Below are 17991 nucleotides of genomic sequence, written 5' to 3' on the forward strand. Positions count from 1 at the left end.
TTAGAGAACCTTAGGCTTATGAAGTACATCGTCTTGTTTTGCGCGCTTTTGTTATCGGCAGCCCCCTCTCTGAAGGGGCAATCCGTTTTCAACGGCGTGGACAATGATGGTTATATCGGAGTTTATGACATCAACGACCAGCATTTTTGGTGGTTGTGCATCGAGCCCGAAGGCACACCTGCCGCTGGTCCTGGCGATGGTTTTATTGCCAATGCTGTCAGTTTTCTGGAAGGTTGGGATCAGCAAAATACGGAGCGTCGCGACGACTACATCGCCAATGGTGCCGCCCAGGCCGCTTTGGCCAAGCAGGTGTCCGTGATGCAGTATGTGCTGGACAGCTACCTGCCGATTAGCACCCTGACCACGCCCGGCGCGCTGCTGCAGGGCAGTGAAAACTCGGCCCATTACGGCAACAACGAGGCCTTTTACAATTCCATGTCCGTGGTGCAGCACTTCTTGTCGGAGACCTACGGCAAGACCACCAAGGTGGATTTCACCGACATGACGGGTTATGCAGACCGCTGGGAGCTTGATCTGACGGCTGCAGGCATTGCACGTTCGGACCTTTACCAGAGCATTCTGGCCGATGTGGCGTCCAAGGATGGGGCCAATTTTTTTGACACCTACACGGCGATCAACAGTTACTACATTGCCAACACGCTGTACTCTTTGAACAACACCGATCCCCTTGCTAGCGATTACAATTGGCAGGATGCGCTGATCATCGTCGCGCCTGTTCCTGAGCCTAGCGGGGCGTTGTTGATCGCCTGCTGTGGGCTCGCCGTGATGGTTCGCCGCTGGCGCCGACTGATCTGATTCCTGGCTTGTGGCCGGGTGTCTGATCCGGTGAAAAGGATCGGGTTCCATTTCCTTTAAGGGGGTTTTCGCAGTCATGATGCTCTCCCAAACATCCGCTCTGTTGCGGGCGGAACTGCACTGCCACACCACGGCCTCCAGTGATGGCATGATCACGCCGGATGGACTGCTGAAGGCGGCCCGTCTGCATAAGCTGGATATCATCGCCATCACGGATCACGACACCACCGTGGGAGCGTTTGAATTCAAGAAATGGTTTCGCAGGAAGAATTCGCCCACGGAGATCCTCATTGGTGAAGAGCGCACGCTGGCCAACAAATGCCACATCATCGGCCTTTTTCTCCAGGGGGACATTGCCTCCACGGAACTGCAGCCGGTCATGGATGAGATTCACGCCCAGGGCGGCCTGGTGCTGGTGCCGCATCCGTATCGCTTGAAAGACGGTTTGTTAGGCCCGCGTGGTCTTGGCTTTTCCGGCCTGGCCTCGGTCGATGCCTTTGAAATCCACAATGCCAAAGGCAGCCACGCAGACAACACACGCATGCGTGAGGACATGCCGGGCTTGCCCTGTGGCATCTTTGGCGGCAGCGACGCTCATTATGAGGCCGATGTGGGCCAGTGTGTGAACGAGATGGAGGTCTGCGGCTCGGCCGAGGCGACCGTTCGCGCCATGCTGGCCCGCCGCACTCCATTCCATATCCTCGCCAAGGCCCAGCACGCCAGTTCGGGCGAGCGCAAGTATGCCTCGGGATACTACGCCGTGAAGCGCTTTGTCCAGGTGCCGAAGCCGCTGCTTCCGCTGGCGAAAAAAGCCTACCGCCTTTATTGGAATGCCCGTCAGGGAAATCGGCCGCACTCGCTCACCGAGATCGCCTAGCATCCTGCCACCGACCATGCATAAAAAGTCCATCCGCAAATTGGCCCAGCTTCACGGCTGGTGGACCTACCAGTCCTTTTTGAAGCGCACCCGCACCTGGTCGGAGGATCAGCGCCAAGCCTGGATCCGCAAGCAGATGCAGAAGACCCTCGTCGCCGCCTATGAGGGCACCCGTTATTATGCGGAGGTGTTTAAAGGCATCGGTTTTGACCCCCGTACCGACTTCGAAGGTCCGCAGACTTTGGCGAAGCTGCCGGTGCTGACCAAGGAGATCATCCGCGAGCGTTTTGAGGACCTCGTGGACCCGCGTTACCGCCGCCTAAGCGCCTATGCCGAGACGAGTGGCACCACGGGCAAGCCCATGCGCATGCTGCTGAACGAGAGCTACATCGCGCTCGACTATGCCTGCATGTATGAAATGTGGGCGCAGGCCGGGTATCGTTTTCGCGATCCTTTCCTGGCGCTGCGCAGTTACGTTCCATCCCGTGTCGGGGACCCGCTGTGGATTCATGACAAGGCGCAGAACACGCTGTTCATGTCGGCCTATCATTTCTCCCCGCGTCTGGCGGAGGAGTACATGCGGGCCATCCAGGACTTTCAGCCCAAGTTCATCCGCACTTATCCTTCTTCCCTCCTGGTGCTGGCAGAATATCTGGAGCGCACAGGCCAGAAGTTGCCTTCAGTGAAGGGTTTGTTCACGGCGTCCGAAACGTTAGCTCTTCACGAACGCGAGGCCATCGAGCGCGTGTTTGGCAAGATCCTCTTTGACTGGTATGGCATGACGGAGCCCACCCTCGTCGCCTATGAAGGGGCGGATCATGATGGGCTGAATATCGTCTGGCAGTATGGTCATGCGGAGTTTTTGCCGGATGACACCCTGGCTCCAGGCGACTGCCGCCTCATCGCCACCAGCCTGCAAAATCCGGTGATGCCCTTCATCCGATATGACACGGGCGACATCGTCACGCGCCATGCCTCGGAGAGTGAGGCGACCCTCTATCCTCGCAAGCTTGCCCGTGTGCAGGGGCGCAAAGATGACGTCATCCTCACGCCCGATGGCCGCCGCCTGCCCTCGGTGAATTTCTACTCGGTCTTCCGTTCGGCCCCTGGGGTGGTGAGATTTCAGATCGTCCAATATGGGGCATCGGACATCGTGGTGAACATCGAAAGCACCGAGGGCACCTTTGAGCGGCATCCTGCCTTCACGAAGGTGAAGGAAGAGCTGCGTTCCCGGTTTGGCGATGCCATGGCTGTGGAGTATCGCATCAACCAGCGTTTTGAAACGAACCGCGATGGCAAGACGCCCGTGGTCGTCCGACGCCGGGCCAACAAGGCTGTGGAGGAGCGCAAAGAATACGTGCTGTCCTCGCAGGTCGCATGGTCGCGTTCCAGGGCAGGGGAGGACATCCTCAAACTCGATTGGAATGAGGCGGACAGGCTGCCTTCGGAGCGTGTGCGGGCGCGGCTGGCGGCCCTGGTGCAGGATCCGCATTCCATCATCTGGTACCCTGAGGCCTACCCGGCTGCGCTGCATCAGGCCCTGGCTACGCATCATCAGGTGGCCGAGGCCAATCTGCTGGCCACGCATGGGTCCGACATGGCCCTGGCTTACCTCACTCAATGTTATGTCACCAGCGGGGACAAGGTGATGATCGTCGCCCCTGGGTACGACAATTTCCGCGCAGTGGCGGAACAGCGGGGCGGTCAGGCCCTGCATTTCACCTTCAATGGCGAGGGCGAGTATCCGCTGCAGGAAATGCTGCGCACGATCCAGGCGGAACTCCCTCGGCTGATTTACCTGACGAATCCAAACAACCCGATCGGCTACGTGCTTTCTCCTGAAAGCATTGCGGCGATTTGCTCAGCGGCGGCCAAAGAGTCCGCCCTGGTGGTGGTGGATGAAGCCTACGCCGAGTTTGCCGAAACGGACTGTGTTTCCCTCATCAGCCAGTTTTCGAACCTCGTCATCGTGCGCACTTTTTCCAAGGCCTTTGGGTTGGCGGGGCTGCGCGTGGGCTACCTCCTGGGCGACGTGGGGGTGATCGAGACGATTCGCCGGGTCGCCAACCCCAAGCACCTAACCACTTTTGCTCAAGTCGCTGCCCAGACCGTGCTGGAAGACTGGCCCCAGGTGAAGGCGCACATCGAGGAAGTGAAGGTGCAGCGCAGCCGTTTCATTGCCTTTCTTCAGTCGCATCAGGTGAAATGCTTCCCTTCTCATGGCAATTTTGTTCTTTTCCAAATGCCGCAGGCATCAGCCCTAGCGCGTTGGTTTGAAGCCAAGGGTATTTTGATTCGCGACCGCTCCGGCCAGTTGGCCGACAGTGTACGCATCACCATTGGCGGAAAGGAAAGCACCGACTGCCTGATCGCGATGTTTGAAGAATATTGGCGCGCCCAGGCCGCTGGTGAGATGACGGATGGCTGAAAGGCTCTAGATTAAATCTCCTTACTTTCCATGCTTCAACTCGCCCAATATCAGGATGGCCGCCTCGAACTGCAGGACGTGCCCCTGCCTGTGCCGCCTCCTGGGGGAATCCTGGTGCGGACGACCTGCTCGGTTATCTCTCCCGGCACTGAAAAAATGAAGGTGGAGCAGGCGCGCATGTCCCTGCTGCAAAAGGCCAAGGCAAGGCCAGACCAGGTCAAAAAGGTGCTGGATACGGCCCGCACCCTGGGCTGGAAAGCAGCGATGGAAAAGGTGCGCAACCGTCTGGAATCCCCGTCGCCCTTAGGCTACTCGGCCGCAGGGGTGGTGGTGGCGGTGGATGAGATGAACTCCCGCTTCCGGGTGGGGGATCGCGTGGCCTGCGGAGGTGCGGAGTGCGCCTTTCACGCGGAAATGATCGCCGTGCCGGACTTGCTGGCCTCGAGAATTCCGGACGGCGTGGAGGACTGGCAGGCGGCCTACACCACGCTCAGCGCCATTTCGATGCAGGCCGTGCGGCAGGCCGGAACGCAACTGGGAGACCGGGTGCTGGTGCTCGGCCAGGGGCTTGTTGGCCTTTTGGCGACCAGCCTTTTGCGGGCTTCCGGCGTTCGTGTCATGGGTGCGGACTATGTGGGGTCTCGTCTCGATACTGCCTTAAAACTGGGGGCGGAACGAGTGGTCAATCCTGGCCAGACGAAGCTGGCCGAGGCCGTGCGTGAATGGACCGATGGCGACGGGGTGGATGCCGTGCTGCTTTGTGTGGGGGGGCAGGGAAGCGATGCGGCAGACACCGCCATCGCCTGCCTGCGGGATCGCGGCGTTATGGTCATCGTCGGCATTTATGATGCTGAGCTGTCGTGGAAGACTGCCTACATGAAGGACATTCAGGTGCGCTATTCCCGCAGCTACGGCCCGGGGCGGTATGATCCGCAGTATGAGTGGGGAGGGAAGGATTACCCCATCGGCTATGTGCGCTGGACGGAGAACCGCAATTTTGAAGCCTGCCTGCAATTGATGAAATCGGGTCAGCTATACCTCGCGCCTGTCACTACCCGGCGTTCCCGTTTTGCGGAGGCGGTGTCTGTTTATGATGCGCTGATGCAGGCGGGCAATGCGGACATCGGTGTGGTGCTGGAGTATGGGGCGGCGCAGGAGATGTCAGATTCTCGTGTGGCATCCTTGGTTAGTCACTCGGAGGTTGCAAAGGCAGGTGCCTCCCGGCTCAGCGTTCCAGCTCCGGGGCTGGATGTCATCGGTGCGGGGAATTTTGCCCGCACGATGCTACTGCCTCATCTGAAGGGCCGCGTAGTTCTGGGCAGCATCGTCAACGCCACGGGTCTCAGTGCCCGCCATGTGAAGGAGAAGTTTGGTTTCAGCCAAGCGGAGACGGATGCCGAGGGCGTTTTTGCCAAGCCAGGCCGTGCCCTGATGATCGGCACCCGCCATCATTTGCACGCACCGCTGGTTCTCCGGGGATTGGCCGCAGGTCACCAGGTCTTTGTGGAGAAACCTCTTTGCCTGACCCGCCAGGAATTGGAGCAGGTGGATGCGGCCATGGCGGGGACCACGGGCAGTGTGATGGTGGGGTTCAATCGCCGTTTTGCCCCCGCCGCTGTCGAATTGAAAAAGCTGCTGGGCACCTTGCCGGGGTCGAAGACCCTGGCGTTTCATGTCTTTGCCGGGCCGCTGGCCCCGGATCATTGGTATGCCAATGTGGAGGAAAGCGGCGGACGCATCCTGGGGGAAGCCTGCCACTTTTTTGACTTTTCATGCTTCCTGTTAGGTCGTCCCGTGAAGGTGATGGCGCAGACCGTGGGCCGTCCCGCTACTCCAGATTCAGTAACGGCCCAGATCGAGTTTGCGGATGGTTCTTCGGCCCAGGTCATTTATTCAGCCGAAGGCGACTTTGCCTTCCCCAAGGAAAGCTTCCGCGTTTTTGCCTCCGGGCTGGTGGCCGAGTGTGAGAACTTCCAAAAGCTGACGCTCTTCCAAAACCGCAAGCGCAGTGCCCGCTCCTTTTCATCCAAGGGTCATGCGGAGGAGATGCAGTCCTGGGCGGCCTATCTTCAGGGAACGGCGGAGCATCCCATGAGCTATGCGGACATCCGGCAAAGCACGAGGCTCACCTTTGCGGTGCTGGAAAGCCTTCAGCAAGGAGCCGCAATCGCCCTTTGACGGATGAGCCTGCTGAAATCCATCACCTGGTACGCCCGCCGTTTTCAGGCCATGACGCCAGCTGAGGTGAGTCATCGCGTGCAGGAGCGGTGGCGGCAGTGGACCCAGCCCTCTTTCTTGAAGAGGCTGGAGGAAGCGGACCCTGGACGTGCGTCTGTGAATTCCCCACGGTTGCCTGAGAAGGCTGCCGCGACGATGGAACTGCGGGCGCATCTGGCGGATGAGGCGCGCCGGCTCCAGGCAGGTCAATGGCAGCTCTTTGGCTGGCGCGAGGTGGAAGTCGGAGCCCCGCCCTGCTGGCATCGCGATGCTGTTTGCGGCGTGGTGATTGCCCCGGAGAAACCGGCGCATCGTCTGAATCATCGCCAGTTGCCCGATGGCGCAGATGCCAGGACCATCTGGGAAATCAACCGCTGGGCCGAGATGACCCGTCTGGCCATGCATGGCTGGCTCAATGACGACCTCCCGGCCATCCGCACCGCCCAGGTATGGCTGGAGGACTGGTGCGAGCGCAACCCGCCGGGCCTTGGCATCAACTGGACGAGCCCGCTGGAAGCGGCCCTGCGCCTGATCAATTTTACTTGGTTTGACGCCATCGTCCAAGAGGCGGTGAAAGGGCAGGGGGCGGAGATGGTGAGGACCGCGCAGGCACTGCTGGTGAAACGGCTGGTGCCGGTGCATGCCGCCTGGATCTGGCGTTACCGCTCGGCAGGATCTTCGGCAAACAATCATTTGTTAGGGGAACTGTCGGCTCTTGTGGTGGCCACCTCGCGCTGGCCGTGCCTGGCCTCAATGAGCTGCCCGGCGGATGTGGCCTGGGACCTTCTTGGGAAGGAAGTGTTGCATCAGTTTGCCCCGGACGGAGGCTCGAAAGAGCAGGCCCTCCACTATCACCTGTTCGCTTTTGATCTCGCCTGGCTCGCCGTCATGACGGTGGGGTGCAAAGCCGGAGCTGTGCATGACCGACTACTAGCGGCTGCTGCTTATTTTCAGTCATTGGCCCAGGGCGGTGAAACCTGGGAATTCGGTGACAATGACGATGCCCAGGTCCTGCCCATCACTCTCCACCGGAAAAATGCCACGCAGGAGTGGCTGGATTGGCTTGAGGGTAAGGAAGGTGTGTTGCATTATTGGTTAGGTTGTGGGCCGCAGATGGCACGACCGCCAGCGCACCGTGCCTTTTCACCCAGTGGCATGGCCGTGGCCGCCGTGAATGGATGGATGGTCCGTCTGGATGCTTCCCCCCTCGGCTTCGGGGCCCTAGCGGCCCATGGTCACGGGGATGCCCTCCATGTTTCGGTGTGGGATGATGGGGAGGCGCTGCTGATTGATCCCGGCACGGGGGGCTACTATGGCCACAAGGAGCTGCGTGCCGAGCTGGCTGCCTGGACGGCCCACAACGGGCCGCAGCCAGTGCGCGGTTTCCAGACACCGCGAAGAATGGGGGCTTTTTTATGGATGCAGCATCATGCGGCCCCCTCTGTCAAAGCAGGCGAGTCATCTCTTGAAGCCACCTTTGGCCATGAAGGCCACGCGTTCCAAAGATCGGTCTCCATCCAAGACGGAACGGTGACTGTTCAGGATGTGGAAGCAGGTGGCCAGACCTTCAGCGTCAGGCTCATCTTCAGCCCGCAATGTCAAGTGCTGCCAGCTTCGCCTGAAGACGGTGCGGACTGGGTGATCCGGCGTGGGGCCAAACGCTGGCTTCTCAAGGCTGATGTTTCTGGGCAGCGGGACGCATTGACGGAGTGTCGTGTGTCCCCGGCCTACGGCAGCATCGAAATGGCGAGTTGTCTGATGCTGAGAAGCCTCAAGGGCCGACTGACTTTCAGTTTGGTCAGAATGCCGTAACCGCCTTCTCCATTTTCCTGGGCCAAGACACGTTTGACCTCGTGTCTTTTTTTGTGCTCATCCTGCCCACTGATGACGACCGGAAATCTGGGAAAAGGCCTTGGAAAGTGCCTTGTTCAGTTCTTCCAGGGTGGCCTGCTCCAGCGCAGGATCCAGGGCTGTTGGCGCAGTGGCTTCCATGACGATGCTAGTGGTCGGCTGCTCATGCCAGGCGGCCTGCGGCGGCGTGTCGCTGATCGGCGGCACAGGCTCGGTTTCAAAAAGATTGGGAACGGCTACCTCGCGAGGAGGTGAGGCATAAAGCTCGTCCAGCGCCTGGATCTGAGCATCCAGTTCCTGACAGGCTTTTTGCAGCGAAGCCCGCACAGCAATGAGACGCGCCTTCACCGCGGCGAGGTCGTCTTGGGGTGTGGTGAGATCGGGCAGTGCAGGCAGGGTCATGGTTAACTTTTTGAAATTTAGACGCCAATTCTATAAATTTCAAAATTAATATACCGTTTAAAATGATTTTGAGGGTTCTTTGGCTGAATCGCTCGGAGTTTGCAACAATGAGAATGTCCCCTTGGTAAAAATTGCCCGCTTGTCTGTGCCTTTTGACTTGGACTTGTTTCGGAAGCCCCAGTGAGACGAAGATGAATAATAATGAGCGTCTCAAGCTACACTTCGTACCTGAATTTGCCCCCGCTGGCAGGACTTGCCTCCTTTGAGGAAGCCGCCAAACCTGGCCTCGGGGTGGATGAGAGTGTGGATCGTATCAAACGCTATCACTTTGCCTTGAAGCGGCTGATGCAGATCCTCCAGGCGCGGCTGACGGCGGAGCCTCTTTATGAGCTGAAGATGGCCTTCAGCCTGCACAGCCACTATTGCGCGGAGCACTGTACCTCCATGCGGGAACGGGTGGCGGAAATGCGCACGCCACCGCTGGGGCTGGAAAAGATCCCGGACCCGCATCTGGAGCTCTTTTTTAATGAGATCCAAAACGCACCGACGACCGGCGCCCTGCTCATTGGTCTCTACGGGCATGCATTTCCTGCGCTTTTGCGGGGCCTGCAGCGGCACGTCGCGGAGACCAATCCGCTGAGTGACCACCCCAGCCTGCGCATCTGCCGATTCGCAGCATTGGAAATCGCCGAAGTGGTGGAGTACGGAGCCCAGGCATTGACGTGCCTGGTGGATGAGGCGCAGAACCAGCAGGAGGCGGGATGGGAGGTGCTCTTGCAATCGTTGCTGGATGCGGCAGGGGATCTCGATGGCGCGGCAGAGAAACAGCCCTTCACCCTGCGTCTTCACTACAGCCTGAACCCTCGGCCCCATGAGAAACTGCCGAAACGTGACGACCGCTTTCCCGATCCCTATAACATGGGCGTGCATGCAGAGGAGTTCCTTTACGACCCGCGTTTTCAAAGCCGGGACAAAACGCTGATGATGTACTACAAGCGGCTGCGTGAGATTGATGTGCCGGAGATGATGGCCACAATCCTGACCGAGACGGTCGGCAAGCCCTGGGGTTACTACCGGGACATGACGCGCCAGCTCTGGGATGAGGCACGCCACGCGATGATGGGGGAGGTGGGCTTTGTGAAGCTGGGTATCGACTGGCCCAAGCACGTGATGGTGAACTTCACCTGGTCGCTGGGCCTCAATTCACAGCTCCTGCCCTGGGAGCGGCATGCGGTGCTGTATTTCATCGAGCAAGGGCTGATGACCAAGACGGGCAAGCGCTTCGAATGGGAAGTGGGCGCCGATTCCGGTGATGAACTGAGCAAGCTCTTCCAGGACTATGACTGGGCGGATGAGGTGCTGCATGCGCGCATCGGCCGCGACTGGTATGTCAGTGCCTTCGGGGATCAAAAGGAGGCCATTGATTTTGGCAGCGCCTGCTGGAGCAAGGTGCTCAGCAACTGGAGCGCCTGGAAGGACGAGGGAAAGACGCAGCACCGCAACTGGTGGCCGGGGCTTTACCAAATCTTCTGCGAGCGCCAGGGCATACAGCCAGATCCGCAGGCGCTGGAGTTTGCAACGACCTACGAGACCACCCGGGCGGATTTGGAAAAGCTGGCGGCCAGCGCCTGATCTTCTTTCTGAGACGTCGTCATTTCAGGGGAAGAGCCGTCTTCATTTTGACGTACTCAGCGGCCTGTACTAAAAGCGCATTTATCTAGCCATTCGTTCCTGGGTTGCTAGCATCGCGCCTTTTCCAATCTCATGGCTGCTGATTCCACCTCCCCACTCGACCGCGCCCGGCGGAAGGCCTTCCGTCGCTTGCTGCCCGTTCTCTTCATCAGCTACATGATCGCCTATGTGGACCGCGTGAATGTGGCGGTGGCGAAGCTGACGATGATGAAGGACATGCCGGACTTCACCGATGCGGTGATCGGCTTTGGCAGCAGCCTGTTTTTCATCGGCTACTTCCTGCTGGAAGTGCCCGGCACTCTGATGGTGGAACGCTGGAGCGCCCGCAAGTGGATTTGCCGCATCATGGTCACCTGGGGGATGATGGCGGGCTTGACCGCCTTTGTCCGCACTCCGGTGGAGTTTTACACCGTGCGCTTTTTGCTCGGGCTGGCCGAGGCGGGTTTCTTCCCAGGCGTCATCGTTTACTTGACGCACTGGTTCACTTCGCGGGATCGGGCCAAGGCGCTGTCCTACTTCCTGGTCGCCACGCCCTTTGCCCAGATGCTCAGCCCCATCTCCAACTGGGTGCTGAAATACGGCACCACGGAGGTCATGGCCAATGGGGAAACGCTGGTGCATCCGAAGCTGCTGGGCCTCGTCGGCTGGCAGTGGGTGTACATTCTGTGGGCCATTCCCGCGGTCGTGCTGGGCATCGGGGTGCTCTGGCTGCTGACGGATCGCCCTCGTCAGGCCACTTGGCTGACGCAGGAGGAGCGCGATGCTCTGGAGGCCGAACTGGATCGCGAGCGCCAGCTCAAGACCAAAGGCAAGCGCATGACCCTGATGGAGGCCTTTTCGCATCCCAAGGTGCTGCTGCTTTGCGCGGCCTATTTCTTCATCACCACCTGTAGCCACAGCATGGAGTTGTTCATGCCCAGCGTGGTGAAGGACTGGTATGCCGTCAGCCGGGATCAGTTCACCTGGCTCATTGTGCTGCCGCCGTTGCTCGCCCTGTGCGGGCAGCTTTTCGGTGGCTGGAGCTCGGACCGATTTCAGGAGCGCCGCCTGCATGCCTGTGTGCCCATTGCCATCGGCGGTTTTGCCATGCTGCTGGCCCCGCTCACGTATGGTAACCTGTTCTGGACGATGGTCTGCCTGATGGTGACCTTCGCCGGATTCAAGACCTACATGCCCGCGTTTTGGTCGTTGCCCAGCCTGTTCCTGGCAGAAGCCGCCGCAGCAGGCAGCATTGGCCTCATCAATTCGGTGGGCAATCTCGGCGGTGCCGTGGGGCCGTCCATCATTGGCTGGATCAAAACGAACACCGGCTCCTACACCAGCGGCTTTTACTTCCTGGGCAGCTCCATGCTGGTGGCCTCGGTCATTGTCTTCTTCCTGGGGCTGGGCGCACGCAATCCGAAGACGACCGAGCCCACCTGAACAGTTGCGTCCAGGCCAGAAACGGCTATCTCCACGGCTCTTATGAGCGAATTCAAACTTCTTGTGACAGGCTGCAAGGGCCGCATGGGCCAGGCAGTCATCAGTGCAGCGGAGGCCCAGGGCGTGGCTGTCGGGGCATCCATGGATGTGGGTGACTCCCTTTCGGAGGCGCTGCCGAAGTGCTCCTGCACCATTGATTTTTCCTCGCATCATTTCACCAAAGAGTTGCTGGCGGAGTCGCTGCGCCTGGGCAAGGGCCTGGTCATCGGCACCACGGGCCACACGGATGAAGAGCTGGCTTTGATCAAGGAAGCGTCCAAAACCATTCCGGTGGTCTTTGCCTCGAATTTCAGCGTCGGCGTGAACACGCTTTTCTGGCTGACCCGCAAAGCGGCTGAGCTTCTCGGACCGGACTTTGATCTCGAAGTGGTGGAGATGCACCACCGCATGAAGAAGGATTCCCCCAGCGGCACGGCGCGTACCCTGGTGGAGATTCTGGCCGGTGTGCGCGGTCTGGACTATGATACGGACTGCCGCCATGGCCGCTTTGGCGACGTGGGTGCTCGCACTCCCAAGGAGATCGGTGTCCACGCCCTCCGTGGTGGTGATGTCGTCGGGGATCACACCGTCGTTTTCGCCAATCTAGGTGAGCGTGTGGAACTGACCCACAAGGCCAGCAGCCGCGACACCTTTGCCGGTGGCGCTGTGCGTGCGGCCCGCTGGCTGGCGGACAAGCCAGCAGGACTTTATGACATGCAGGATGTGCTGGGGCTGAAGTAAACGGCTTCGTGCTCCTGCCATGAATCCCGTCACCGCGTTCGGCATTGCTCTGGGCTCCAATCTAGGAGACCGCCGGGACAATCTGGAACGCGGGGTGGGGGAACTGCTACAGCTCATGCCGGAGGCGCGGCTGGTGGCGGGTGCCTCGCTTTATGAAACGGAGCCTGTGGACTGTGCGCCTGGCACGCAGGCGTTTTTGAACACGGTGATCGAGCTCCAGGCACCTTTCTCGCCGGTTGAAATGCACGCGCATCTGGTGGCGGTGGAAGCTCTCATGGGCAGGCCTGCGGAACGGGCCCGCAATGCCCCGCGCACCTTGGATCTGGATCTGCTGTATGCGGGTGATTATGCCAGTGAAGACCCTGTGCTGACGGTGCCTCATCCGCGCCTGCATATGCGTCGGTTCGTCTTGCAGCCGCTGGTGGAGATCCGCCCTGGCCTGAAACTTCCCGGTCTGTCGTTCACCATTAGGCAGGCCATGGAGGCCCTCACAGACGATCCAGAAAGTGTTCGTTTTGTTGGTCTCTGGAAATATCATCTACCCGCTTGATGATCCCGCAGGTGACAGCCTGCCGCGAAGAAGTATTTTGTGCCGCCCCCCTCATGTCTGAAAGCCACGCCCAGCCCATCGCCATCCCCATTCTTTATCGTCCCAATGTCGGCATCATCCTGACCAACGAACGGGGTGAAATCTTCGTTGCTGAGCGGATTAACATTCCTGGGGCCTGGCAGTTTCCCCAGGGTGGCATTGACGATGGCGAAGATGCCCTCACGGCCATGTATCGGGAAATGGCGGAGGAGATCGGCGTCACGCCTGACAAGGTGCAGTTGCTGGAGCGTCGCGATGGTTATCGTTATGCCTTTGCCAAAGGGCGTCTGAAGTATGGCATCTACGGCGGGCAGGATCAGAGCTACTTCCGCTGCCTCTTCCTGGGCCAGGACAGCGATGTGAACTTGGCGGCCACACATCAGGAGTTCAGCCGCTGGCGCTGGATCCGGCCCGATGAATTTCAAATGTCCTGGGTGCCCAAGTTCAAACGGGCTGTTTACCGCCAGGTGTTCTTGGATTTCTTTGGCCTGGAGTTGGCACCCGCTGCGGGGTGATGTCATTCTCTTTCACGCATGAGCCGTCCCTCAAGCTTGTCCAAACCGCGCGCTGTGCTGGGGGCCATGTCGTGGCATCTGCCGGAGGACGACTGGACATCTCCCTGGAGCTTTGAGGGCGAGTGGACGCCGCCGCCGCCTCAATCCGCCGAGGAAAGAAGGCGGGAAGCGGAGCTCCAGCAGGCGGGCTTGCCAGACACGGCAGATGAGTCCGCTGGGGTCGCTGAAAGGATGCCTCCGATTGCTTCTCATGGGACGGTGCTGACGTTCGAGCCTGAGGAAGCACCGGAGCCGCCGCCTCCACCTGCCGCCAAAGTCGTGAAGCAGGAGGTCAGGGAAATCAGGGTAGCCAAGGAGGCTGACGATGTGCGCTTTCGCCCGCCCGGCCTGCGCCCGCCATCTCCAGTGGCAGCCCCGACCCCGGCTCCTCAACCCGTGAAAGAAGTGCTGCCTCCCCCGGCAGAACCTCGCACGGAGACTCGCTCCCGATTGACGGAGCGTGAGACGGCCCCGGTCGCGGACCCTCAGCGGAAGCGGGAGCTGCGGAACCGCGTGCACCGCCAGTCCTGGGGCACGCTGATTTCCCTCAGCCTGGGCACGCTGGGCTTCACCCTCCTGGCCTGGATTTATCTGCATGATTCCCCCCGCGAATCGGATGAGGATCTGCGCACACAGACAGCGGTGGATCAGACACCTGTCATTCAGGCTCCGTTAAAACTGCGTGCTTTTTTAGACTCGGTCATCCCGGTGGAAAATGTCTCGCTGCGCAGCCAGCCAGCCTGGGCCTGGGACACGCCCTCGCTCGCCACTTTCATCCGTGTGAACGGCACCGCCTTCGACAACCTCCGCGATCTACTGGAGGACTACGACTGGCATCCGCATCACGCGGCCTGGTACCGGGAAGATGCCAGCACCCATCCGGCTTGGCCTCATGCGGCCTGCCTTTTGCAGGCCCAGGCCGCCTATCTAGCGCGGCGCGGGGATGAGGAGCCGGCTTTTGTCGCCGCCATTGATCAGGCCGAAATGGCCCGCCGCCTGCAGGATGTCTGGGCCTGGCCCGGCTACATGCGGCGTGCGCTGGAAATGCAGACGGCTGCTGCACAAACTTTGGCCGAGTTGCTGAAGGCCACCCGCTTGGACGGTGCCACTCTGGGTCGTTTTCAAAAGGAATTTACCCAGTGCCAGCCCGATGATGGCCTGCTGCGCCAGGCTTGTGCCGCCTATTACCTCCATGAAAAAAAACTGCTACTGGGCACTGCCAGTGGTGAACTGCTGGACACCATGCCTGGTGGCCGCCTGCATCAGCGTCCTGGGCGTTTGTTTTTCAAGATGAATGAGACCCTGGGCCTCTTTGCCTCAGCCTTCCGTGAATTGCGGGATGAAATCTCCCGTCCGCCCTACACGCGGCTGTCGGTGGCCGCTTCCCCCTCCAGCCGCATCCGCCTCACGAAGCCGCGCTTTTACCACCCGAACTCGAATGGTGAGACTTATTTTAGCAACCACATCGAGCCGCACCTCACCCTGCCTCAGGATCACAGCCTGGCCCAGGCTCGGCATGGTCTGGTGCGCTGCCTGTTCGCCCTCAGGCGTTATTTGGCCGAGCGGCAGACACTGCCCGGCACATTGACCGATCTCACTCCCACTTACCTGCTGTCATTGCCCATAGATCCTTTTTCTGGCGAGTCTCTCCAGTATGAGGCTGCCAGCGGAAGGCTTTATTCTGTGGGGGTAAACCTCATCGCTGAAGGCGGGCGGGTGACTTCTTTGCCAATGGAGGATGACCGCGAACCTACGGTGGACCTGGGCATTGCCATAGCGGTCCCGGTTAAAAAGTGAGGGCAGGATCAGACATGGTGACCGTGGCTTTCCCCTGATAATCGGCAACCAGGGGGGACGTTATAGGGGAAGATGTCGCCAGACTTTCTCCATGTCTCCCGCCGCCAGTTCTTTTCCCAGTTGGGAATGGGCCTGGGGTCTGTGGCGTTGAGTTCGCTGCTGGCGCGGGACCTGCCCGCTGCCGCAGGTGGTGGGATCGCCCCTATCGGCCCGCATTTTGCCCCGAAGGCGAAGCAGGTCATCTACCTGCACATGATCGGTGCCCCATCGCAGTTGGACCTGTTCGACTACAAGCCGGTGCTGCAGAAACATGATGGCCAGAAATGCCCAGACGAACTGCTGAAGGGAAAACGTTTTGCCTTCATCGGCGGTGAGATGACGCTGGCGGGATCTCCCTACACCTTCAAAAAACATGGCCAGAGCGGGCAGGAGATGTCGGAACTGCTGCCGCATCTGGCGGGCGTGGCGGATGAGATCTGCCTGCTGAAAGGCATGCACACACATGAGATCAACCACGCTCCGGCGCAGATGTTTCTGCACAGCGGATTTGGCCAGGGCGGGCGGCCCAGCATGGGGGCCTGGGTGACTTATGGCCTGGGCAGTGGCAACCGGGATCTGCCTTCTTATGTGGTGCTGCTTTCAGGCCCGCCGGGAGGGGCAGGGACCGCGCTGTGGGGGACGGGCTTTCTGCCCAGCGTGCATCAGGGGGTACAGTTCCGCAGCACGGGGGAGCCCGTGCTGTATTTAAACAACCCGGAAGGGCACAGCCGTGCAGACCGGCGGCAGGTGCTGGATGCCGTGCGGAGTCTCAATGAACGGCAGCTCGGCCTAGTGGGAGATCCCGAAATCAGCACCCGCATCAGCCAATATGAAATGGCGTATCGGATGCAGGCCAGTGTGCCGGAACTGATGGATATTTCCCAGGAGGATCCGGCCACGCTGGACATGTACGGGGCGCAGCCTGGCAAGGCATCCTTTGCCAACAATTGCCTGCTCGCCCGACGTCTGGTGGAACGCGGGGTGCGCATGGTCCAGCTTTATGATTCGGACTGGGATCATCATGGGGGCCTCGATAAACGCCTGAGGGCCAAGACTAAGGATGTGGACCAGGGGATGGCCGCCCTGGTACGTGATCTGAAACAGCGCGGTTTGCTGGAGGAGACACTGGTGGTCTGGGGCAGCGAATTCGGGCGCACGCCGCTGCGCCAGGGGGCCGATGGCAACGGCACGAAAACGGCTGTCGGGCGCGATCATCACAAAGACGCTTACACCATGTGGATGGCCGGTGGCGGGGTGAAAGGAGGGATCACCCATGGCCTGACGGATGAGATGGGTTTCAATGTCATTGAAGGCGGGGTCCATACCCACGACCTCAATGCCACCCTGCTGCACTTGCTGGGGCTGGATCATGAGCGTCTCACCTTCCGTTACCAGGGGCGTGACTTCCGTCTGACTGACGTGCATGGGGAAGTTGTGAAAGGCATCCTGGCGTAAAATGTAAGGATATTGTTAAATTCTTTTTTCTGGTTCGAAATTTTCGTTTAAGCGGCACAGTGAAGACGATGATTTCAAACACCCAAGTCATCCTCCATCAGGATGGGCTGGTGCCGCGTGAGGCACTGGCGGGATTTTTACATGCAGGCTGGCCGGAGACCCCCATTCACACTTGGCTGCAACGCCTGCAATACTGGTGGGACGACAATCCTTTTCGTGAGTCAGACTCCCATCTCGGGTACACGGCCCTCGCCGGGCAGGAAATTGTTGGCTTCGGTGGGTTCATTCCTGCGAAGTTTGCCTGGCAGGGGCAGCCGGTGCCGGGCCTTTATGCCACCAGCTTTCGCGTGGAAGAAAAATACTCAAAAGCGGCGGCGAAGATGTTTTTGAATCAGCGGGAAGTGATGGAGCGGCATGTCATCGTGCATTCCACGCCGCTGCCAAAGATCCAGACGGCTCTAGTGAAAATGGGAGGCCGGGGGGAAACGCAGGTCACCTGCCATTACATCGCCTTGGGAAAGCTGGGCTACTTCAATGGCCAGCCTCCGTGGCCGGTGTTGCCTCGCACCATGAGGGTAGTCACAGATCTGGCCGAGGTGTCCTCCCTGACTCGGCCCTACCAACGCATGGACCGACTGGAAAAGTGGACCACGCTGGAGTCTCTGAAATGGTACTGCCGTTCGCCCATGCGGCGGCATCATTTCATCGGCGCGGTGGATGCGGCTGGCGTGCTGAGTTCGTTCTTGCTCATTGCGGCGCGCCGCCGTCGTGGCATTGCGACCTGGGATGTGGTGGAGACCTTTACAACCCGGGACACAAACGATGAAATGCTGGCCCTCTTGGGGGCGCTGGTCCATGAGCCGGATCTGCTGCCTGGACGCAAACGTCTGCTGACCGTGACAGATTTTGGAGAGGATCCTGTCCTGGCCGAGATGCCTGCTCTGATCCGCCGAAAGGAACAGGTCAGTCACTTCTTCCTCTTGCCCAAGACTTTGAGCAATGTGCCCAAACGCACGGTCCTGGCTGAAGGTGATCTTGGTTTGTAGGTTGTCACAACGGCCTCCCTGGGCAT

14 protein-coding genes are annotated in these 17991 nt (G+C 59.8%); 13 read left to right on the forward strand and 1 reads right to left on the reverse strand.

The window, feature by feature from the left end; translation table 11 throughout:
- Positions 1 to 18: 18 nt before the first annotated feature.
- From ABEB25_RS02015 to ABEB25_RS02035, 5 genes are all read left to right on the forward strand, one after another.
- Positions 19 to 816: a hypothetical protein gene (locus ABEB25_RS02015; RefSeq protein ID WP_345734709.1), complete on the forward strand. Its 798-nt coding sequence runs from the start codon at positions 19 to 21 to the stop codon at positions 814 to 816.
- Positions 817 to 892: 76 nt separating this feature from the next.
- Positions 893 to 1693, forward strand: a complete 801-nt coding sequence (locus ABEB25_RS02020) for a PHP domain-containing protein (protein WP_345734710.1) — start codon at positions 893 to 895, stop codon at positions 1691 to 1693.
- Positions 1694 to 1709: 16 nt separating this feature from the next.
- The gene (locus tag ABEB25_RS02025) at positions 1710 to 4121 is read left to right on the forward strand and encodes an aminotransferase class I/II-fold pyridoxal phosphate-dependent enzyme (RefSeq protein WP_345734711.1); all 2412 of its coding nucleotides are present in this window, start codon (positions 1710 to 1712) and stop codon (positions 4119 to 4121) included.
- 30 nt (positions 4122 to 4151) lie between these two features.
- Entirely contained in the window at positions 4152 to 6299 is a 2148-nt protein-coding gene (locus tag ABEB25_RS02030; protein WP_345734712.1) for a bi-domain-containing oxidoreductase, read from the forward strand.
- 3 nt (positions 6300 to 6302) lie between these two features.
- Entirely contained in the window at positions 6303 to 8150 is a 1848-nt protein-coding gene (locus ABEB25_RS02035; RefSeq protein WP_345734713.1) for a heparinase II/III domain-containing protein, read from the forward strand.
- A 57-nt stretch (positions 8151 to 8207) separates the two neighbouring features.
- On the opposite strand, the gene ABEB25_RS02040 is transcribed toward ABEB25_RS02035, so the two are convergent.
- Entirely contained in the window at positions 8208 to 8591 is a 384-nt protein-coding gene (locus ABEB25_RS02040; protein WP_345734714.1) for a hypothetical protein, read from the reverse strand.
- A gap of 201 nt (positions 8592 to 8792) precedes the next feature.
- Between ABEB25_RS02040 and ABEB25_RS02045 the strand changes: the two genes are divergently transcribed.
- The 8 genes from ABEB25_RS02045 to ABEB25_RS02080 all read left to right on the forward strand — a co-directional run bounded on the left by ABEB25_RS02045 (position 8793) and on the right by ABEB25_RS02080 (position 17965).
- Positions 8793 to 10223, forward strand: a complete 1431-nt coding sequence (locus ABEB25_RS02045; protein WP_345734715.1) for a hypothetical protein — start codon at positions 8793 to 8795, stop codon at positions 10221 to 10223.
- 132 nt (positions 10224 to 10355) lie between these two features.
- Positions 10356 to 11705, forward strand: a complete 1350-nt coding sequence (locus ABEB25_RS02050; RefSeq protein WP_345734716.1) for an MFS transporter — start codon at positions 10356 to 10358, stop codon at positions 11703 to 11705.
- Between the two features lie 42 nt (positions 11706 to 11747).
- Positions 11748 to 12485, forward strand: coding sequence for a 4-hydroxy-tetrahydrodipicolinate reductase (dapB, locus tag ABEB25_RS02055; RefSeq protein ID WP_345734717.1), 738 nt, complete (start codon positions 11748 to 11750; stop codon positions 12483 to 12485).
- A gap of 19 nt (positions 12486 to 12504) precedes the next feature.
- Positions 12505 to 13035: a 2-amino-4-hydroxy-6-hydroxymethyldihydropteridine diphosphokinase gene (folK, locus tag ABEB25_RS02060; RefSeq protein WP_345734718.1), complete on the forward strand. Its 531-nt coding sequence runs from the start codon at positions 12505 to 12507 to the stop codon at positions 13033 to 13035.
- Between the two features lie 53 nt (positions 13036 to 13088).
- Positions 13089 to 13589: an RNA pyrophosphohydrolase gene (locus ABEB25_RS02065; RefSeq protein ID WP_345734719.1), complete on the forward strand. Its 501-nt coding sequence runs from the start codon at positions 13089 to 13091 to the stop codon at positions 13587 to 13589.
- Positions 13590 to 13607: 18 nt separating this feature from the next.
- Positions 13608 to 15425, forward strand: a complete 1818-nt coding sequence (locus tag ABEB25_RS02070) for a hypothetical protein (protein WP_345734720.1) — start codon at positions 13608 to 13610, stop codon at positions 15423 to 15425.
- 72 nt (positions 15426 to 15497) lie between these two features.
- Positions 15498 to 16919 (forward strand): DUF1501 domain-containing protein, encoded by a 1422-nt coding sequence (locus ABEB25_RS02075; RefSeq protein WP_345734721.1) that lies wholly within the window; start codon positions 15498 to 15500, stop codon positions 16917 to 16919.
- 68 nt (positions 16920 to 16987) lie between these two features.
- Complete coding sequence (locus ABEB25_RS02080; protein ID WP_345734722.1) at positions 16988 to 17965, forward strand: hypothetical protein; 978 nt, start codon at positions 16988 to 16990, stop codon at positions 17963 to 17965.
- The last annotated feature ends 26 nt before the right edge of the window (positions 17966 to 17991 follow it).

It is taken from the genome of Prosthecobacter algae (genome assembly GCF_039542385.1).
GTDB classification, from domain to species: Bacteria; Verrucomicrobiota; Verrucomicrobiia; order Verrucomicrobiales; family Verrucomicrobiaceae; genus Prosthecobacter; species Prosthecobacter algae.

Coding starts and splice junctions, on each gene's coding strand:
- ABEB25_RS02015 (WP_345734709.1), top strand. CDS start 19: ATGAAGTACATCGTCTTGTTTTGCGCGCTTTTGTTATCGGCAGCCCCC.
- ABEB25_RS02020 (WP_345734710.1), top strand. CDS start 893: ATGATGCTCTCCCAAACATCCGCTCTGTTGCGGGCGGAACTGCACTGC.
- ABEB25_RS02025 (WP_345734711.1), top strand. CDS start 1,710: ATGCATAAAAAGTCCATCCGCAAATTGGCCCAGCTTCACGGCTGGTGG.
- ABEB25_RS02030 (WP_345734712.1), top strand. CDS start 4,152: ATGCTTCAACTCGCCCAATATCAGGATGGCCGCCTCGAACTGCAGGAC.
- ABEB25_RS02035 (WP_345734713.1), top strand. CDS start 6,303: ATGAGCCTGCTGAAATCCATCACCTGGTACGCCCGCCGTTTTCAGGCC.
- ABEB25_RS02040 (WP_345734714.1), bottom strand. CDS start 8,591: ATGACCCTGCCTGCACTGCCCGATCTCACCACACCCCAAGACGACCTC.
- ABEB25_RS02045 (WP_345734715.1), top strand. CDS start 8,793: ATGAGCGTCTCAAGCTACACTTCGTACCTGAATTTGCCCCCGCTGGCA.
- ABEB25_RS02050 (WP_345734716.1), top strand. CDS start 10,356: ATGGCTGCTGATTCCACCTCCCCACTCGACCGCGCCCGGCGGAAGGCC.
- dapB (WP_345734717.1), top strand. CDS start 11,748: ATGAGCGAATTCAAACTTCTTGTGACAGGCTGCAAGGGCCGCATGGGC.
- folK (WP_345734718.1), top strand. CDS start 12,505: ATGAATCCCGTCACCGCGTTCGGCATTGCTCTGGGCTCCAATCTAGGA.
- ABEB25_RS02065 (WP_345734719.1), top strand. CDS start 13,089: ATGTCTGAAAGCCACGCCCAGCCCATCGCCATCCCCATTCTTTATCGT.
- ABEB25_RS02070 (WP_345734720.1), top strand. CDS start 13,608: ATGAGCCGTCCCTCAAGCTTGTCCAAACCGCGCGCTGTGCTGGGGGCC.
- ABEB25_RS02075 (WP_345734721.1), top strand. CDS start 15,498: ATGTCGCCAGACTTTCTCCATGTCTCCCGCCGCCAGTTCTTTTCCCAG.
- ABEB25_RS02080 (WP_345734722.1), top strand. CDS start 16,988: ATGATTTCAAACACCCAAGTCATCCTCCATCAGGATGGGCTGGTGCCG.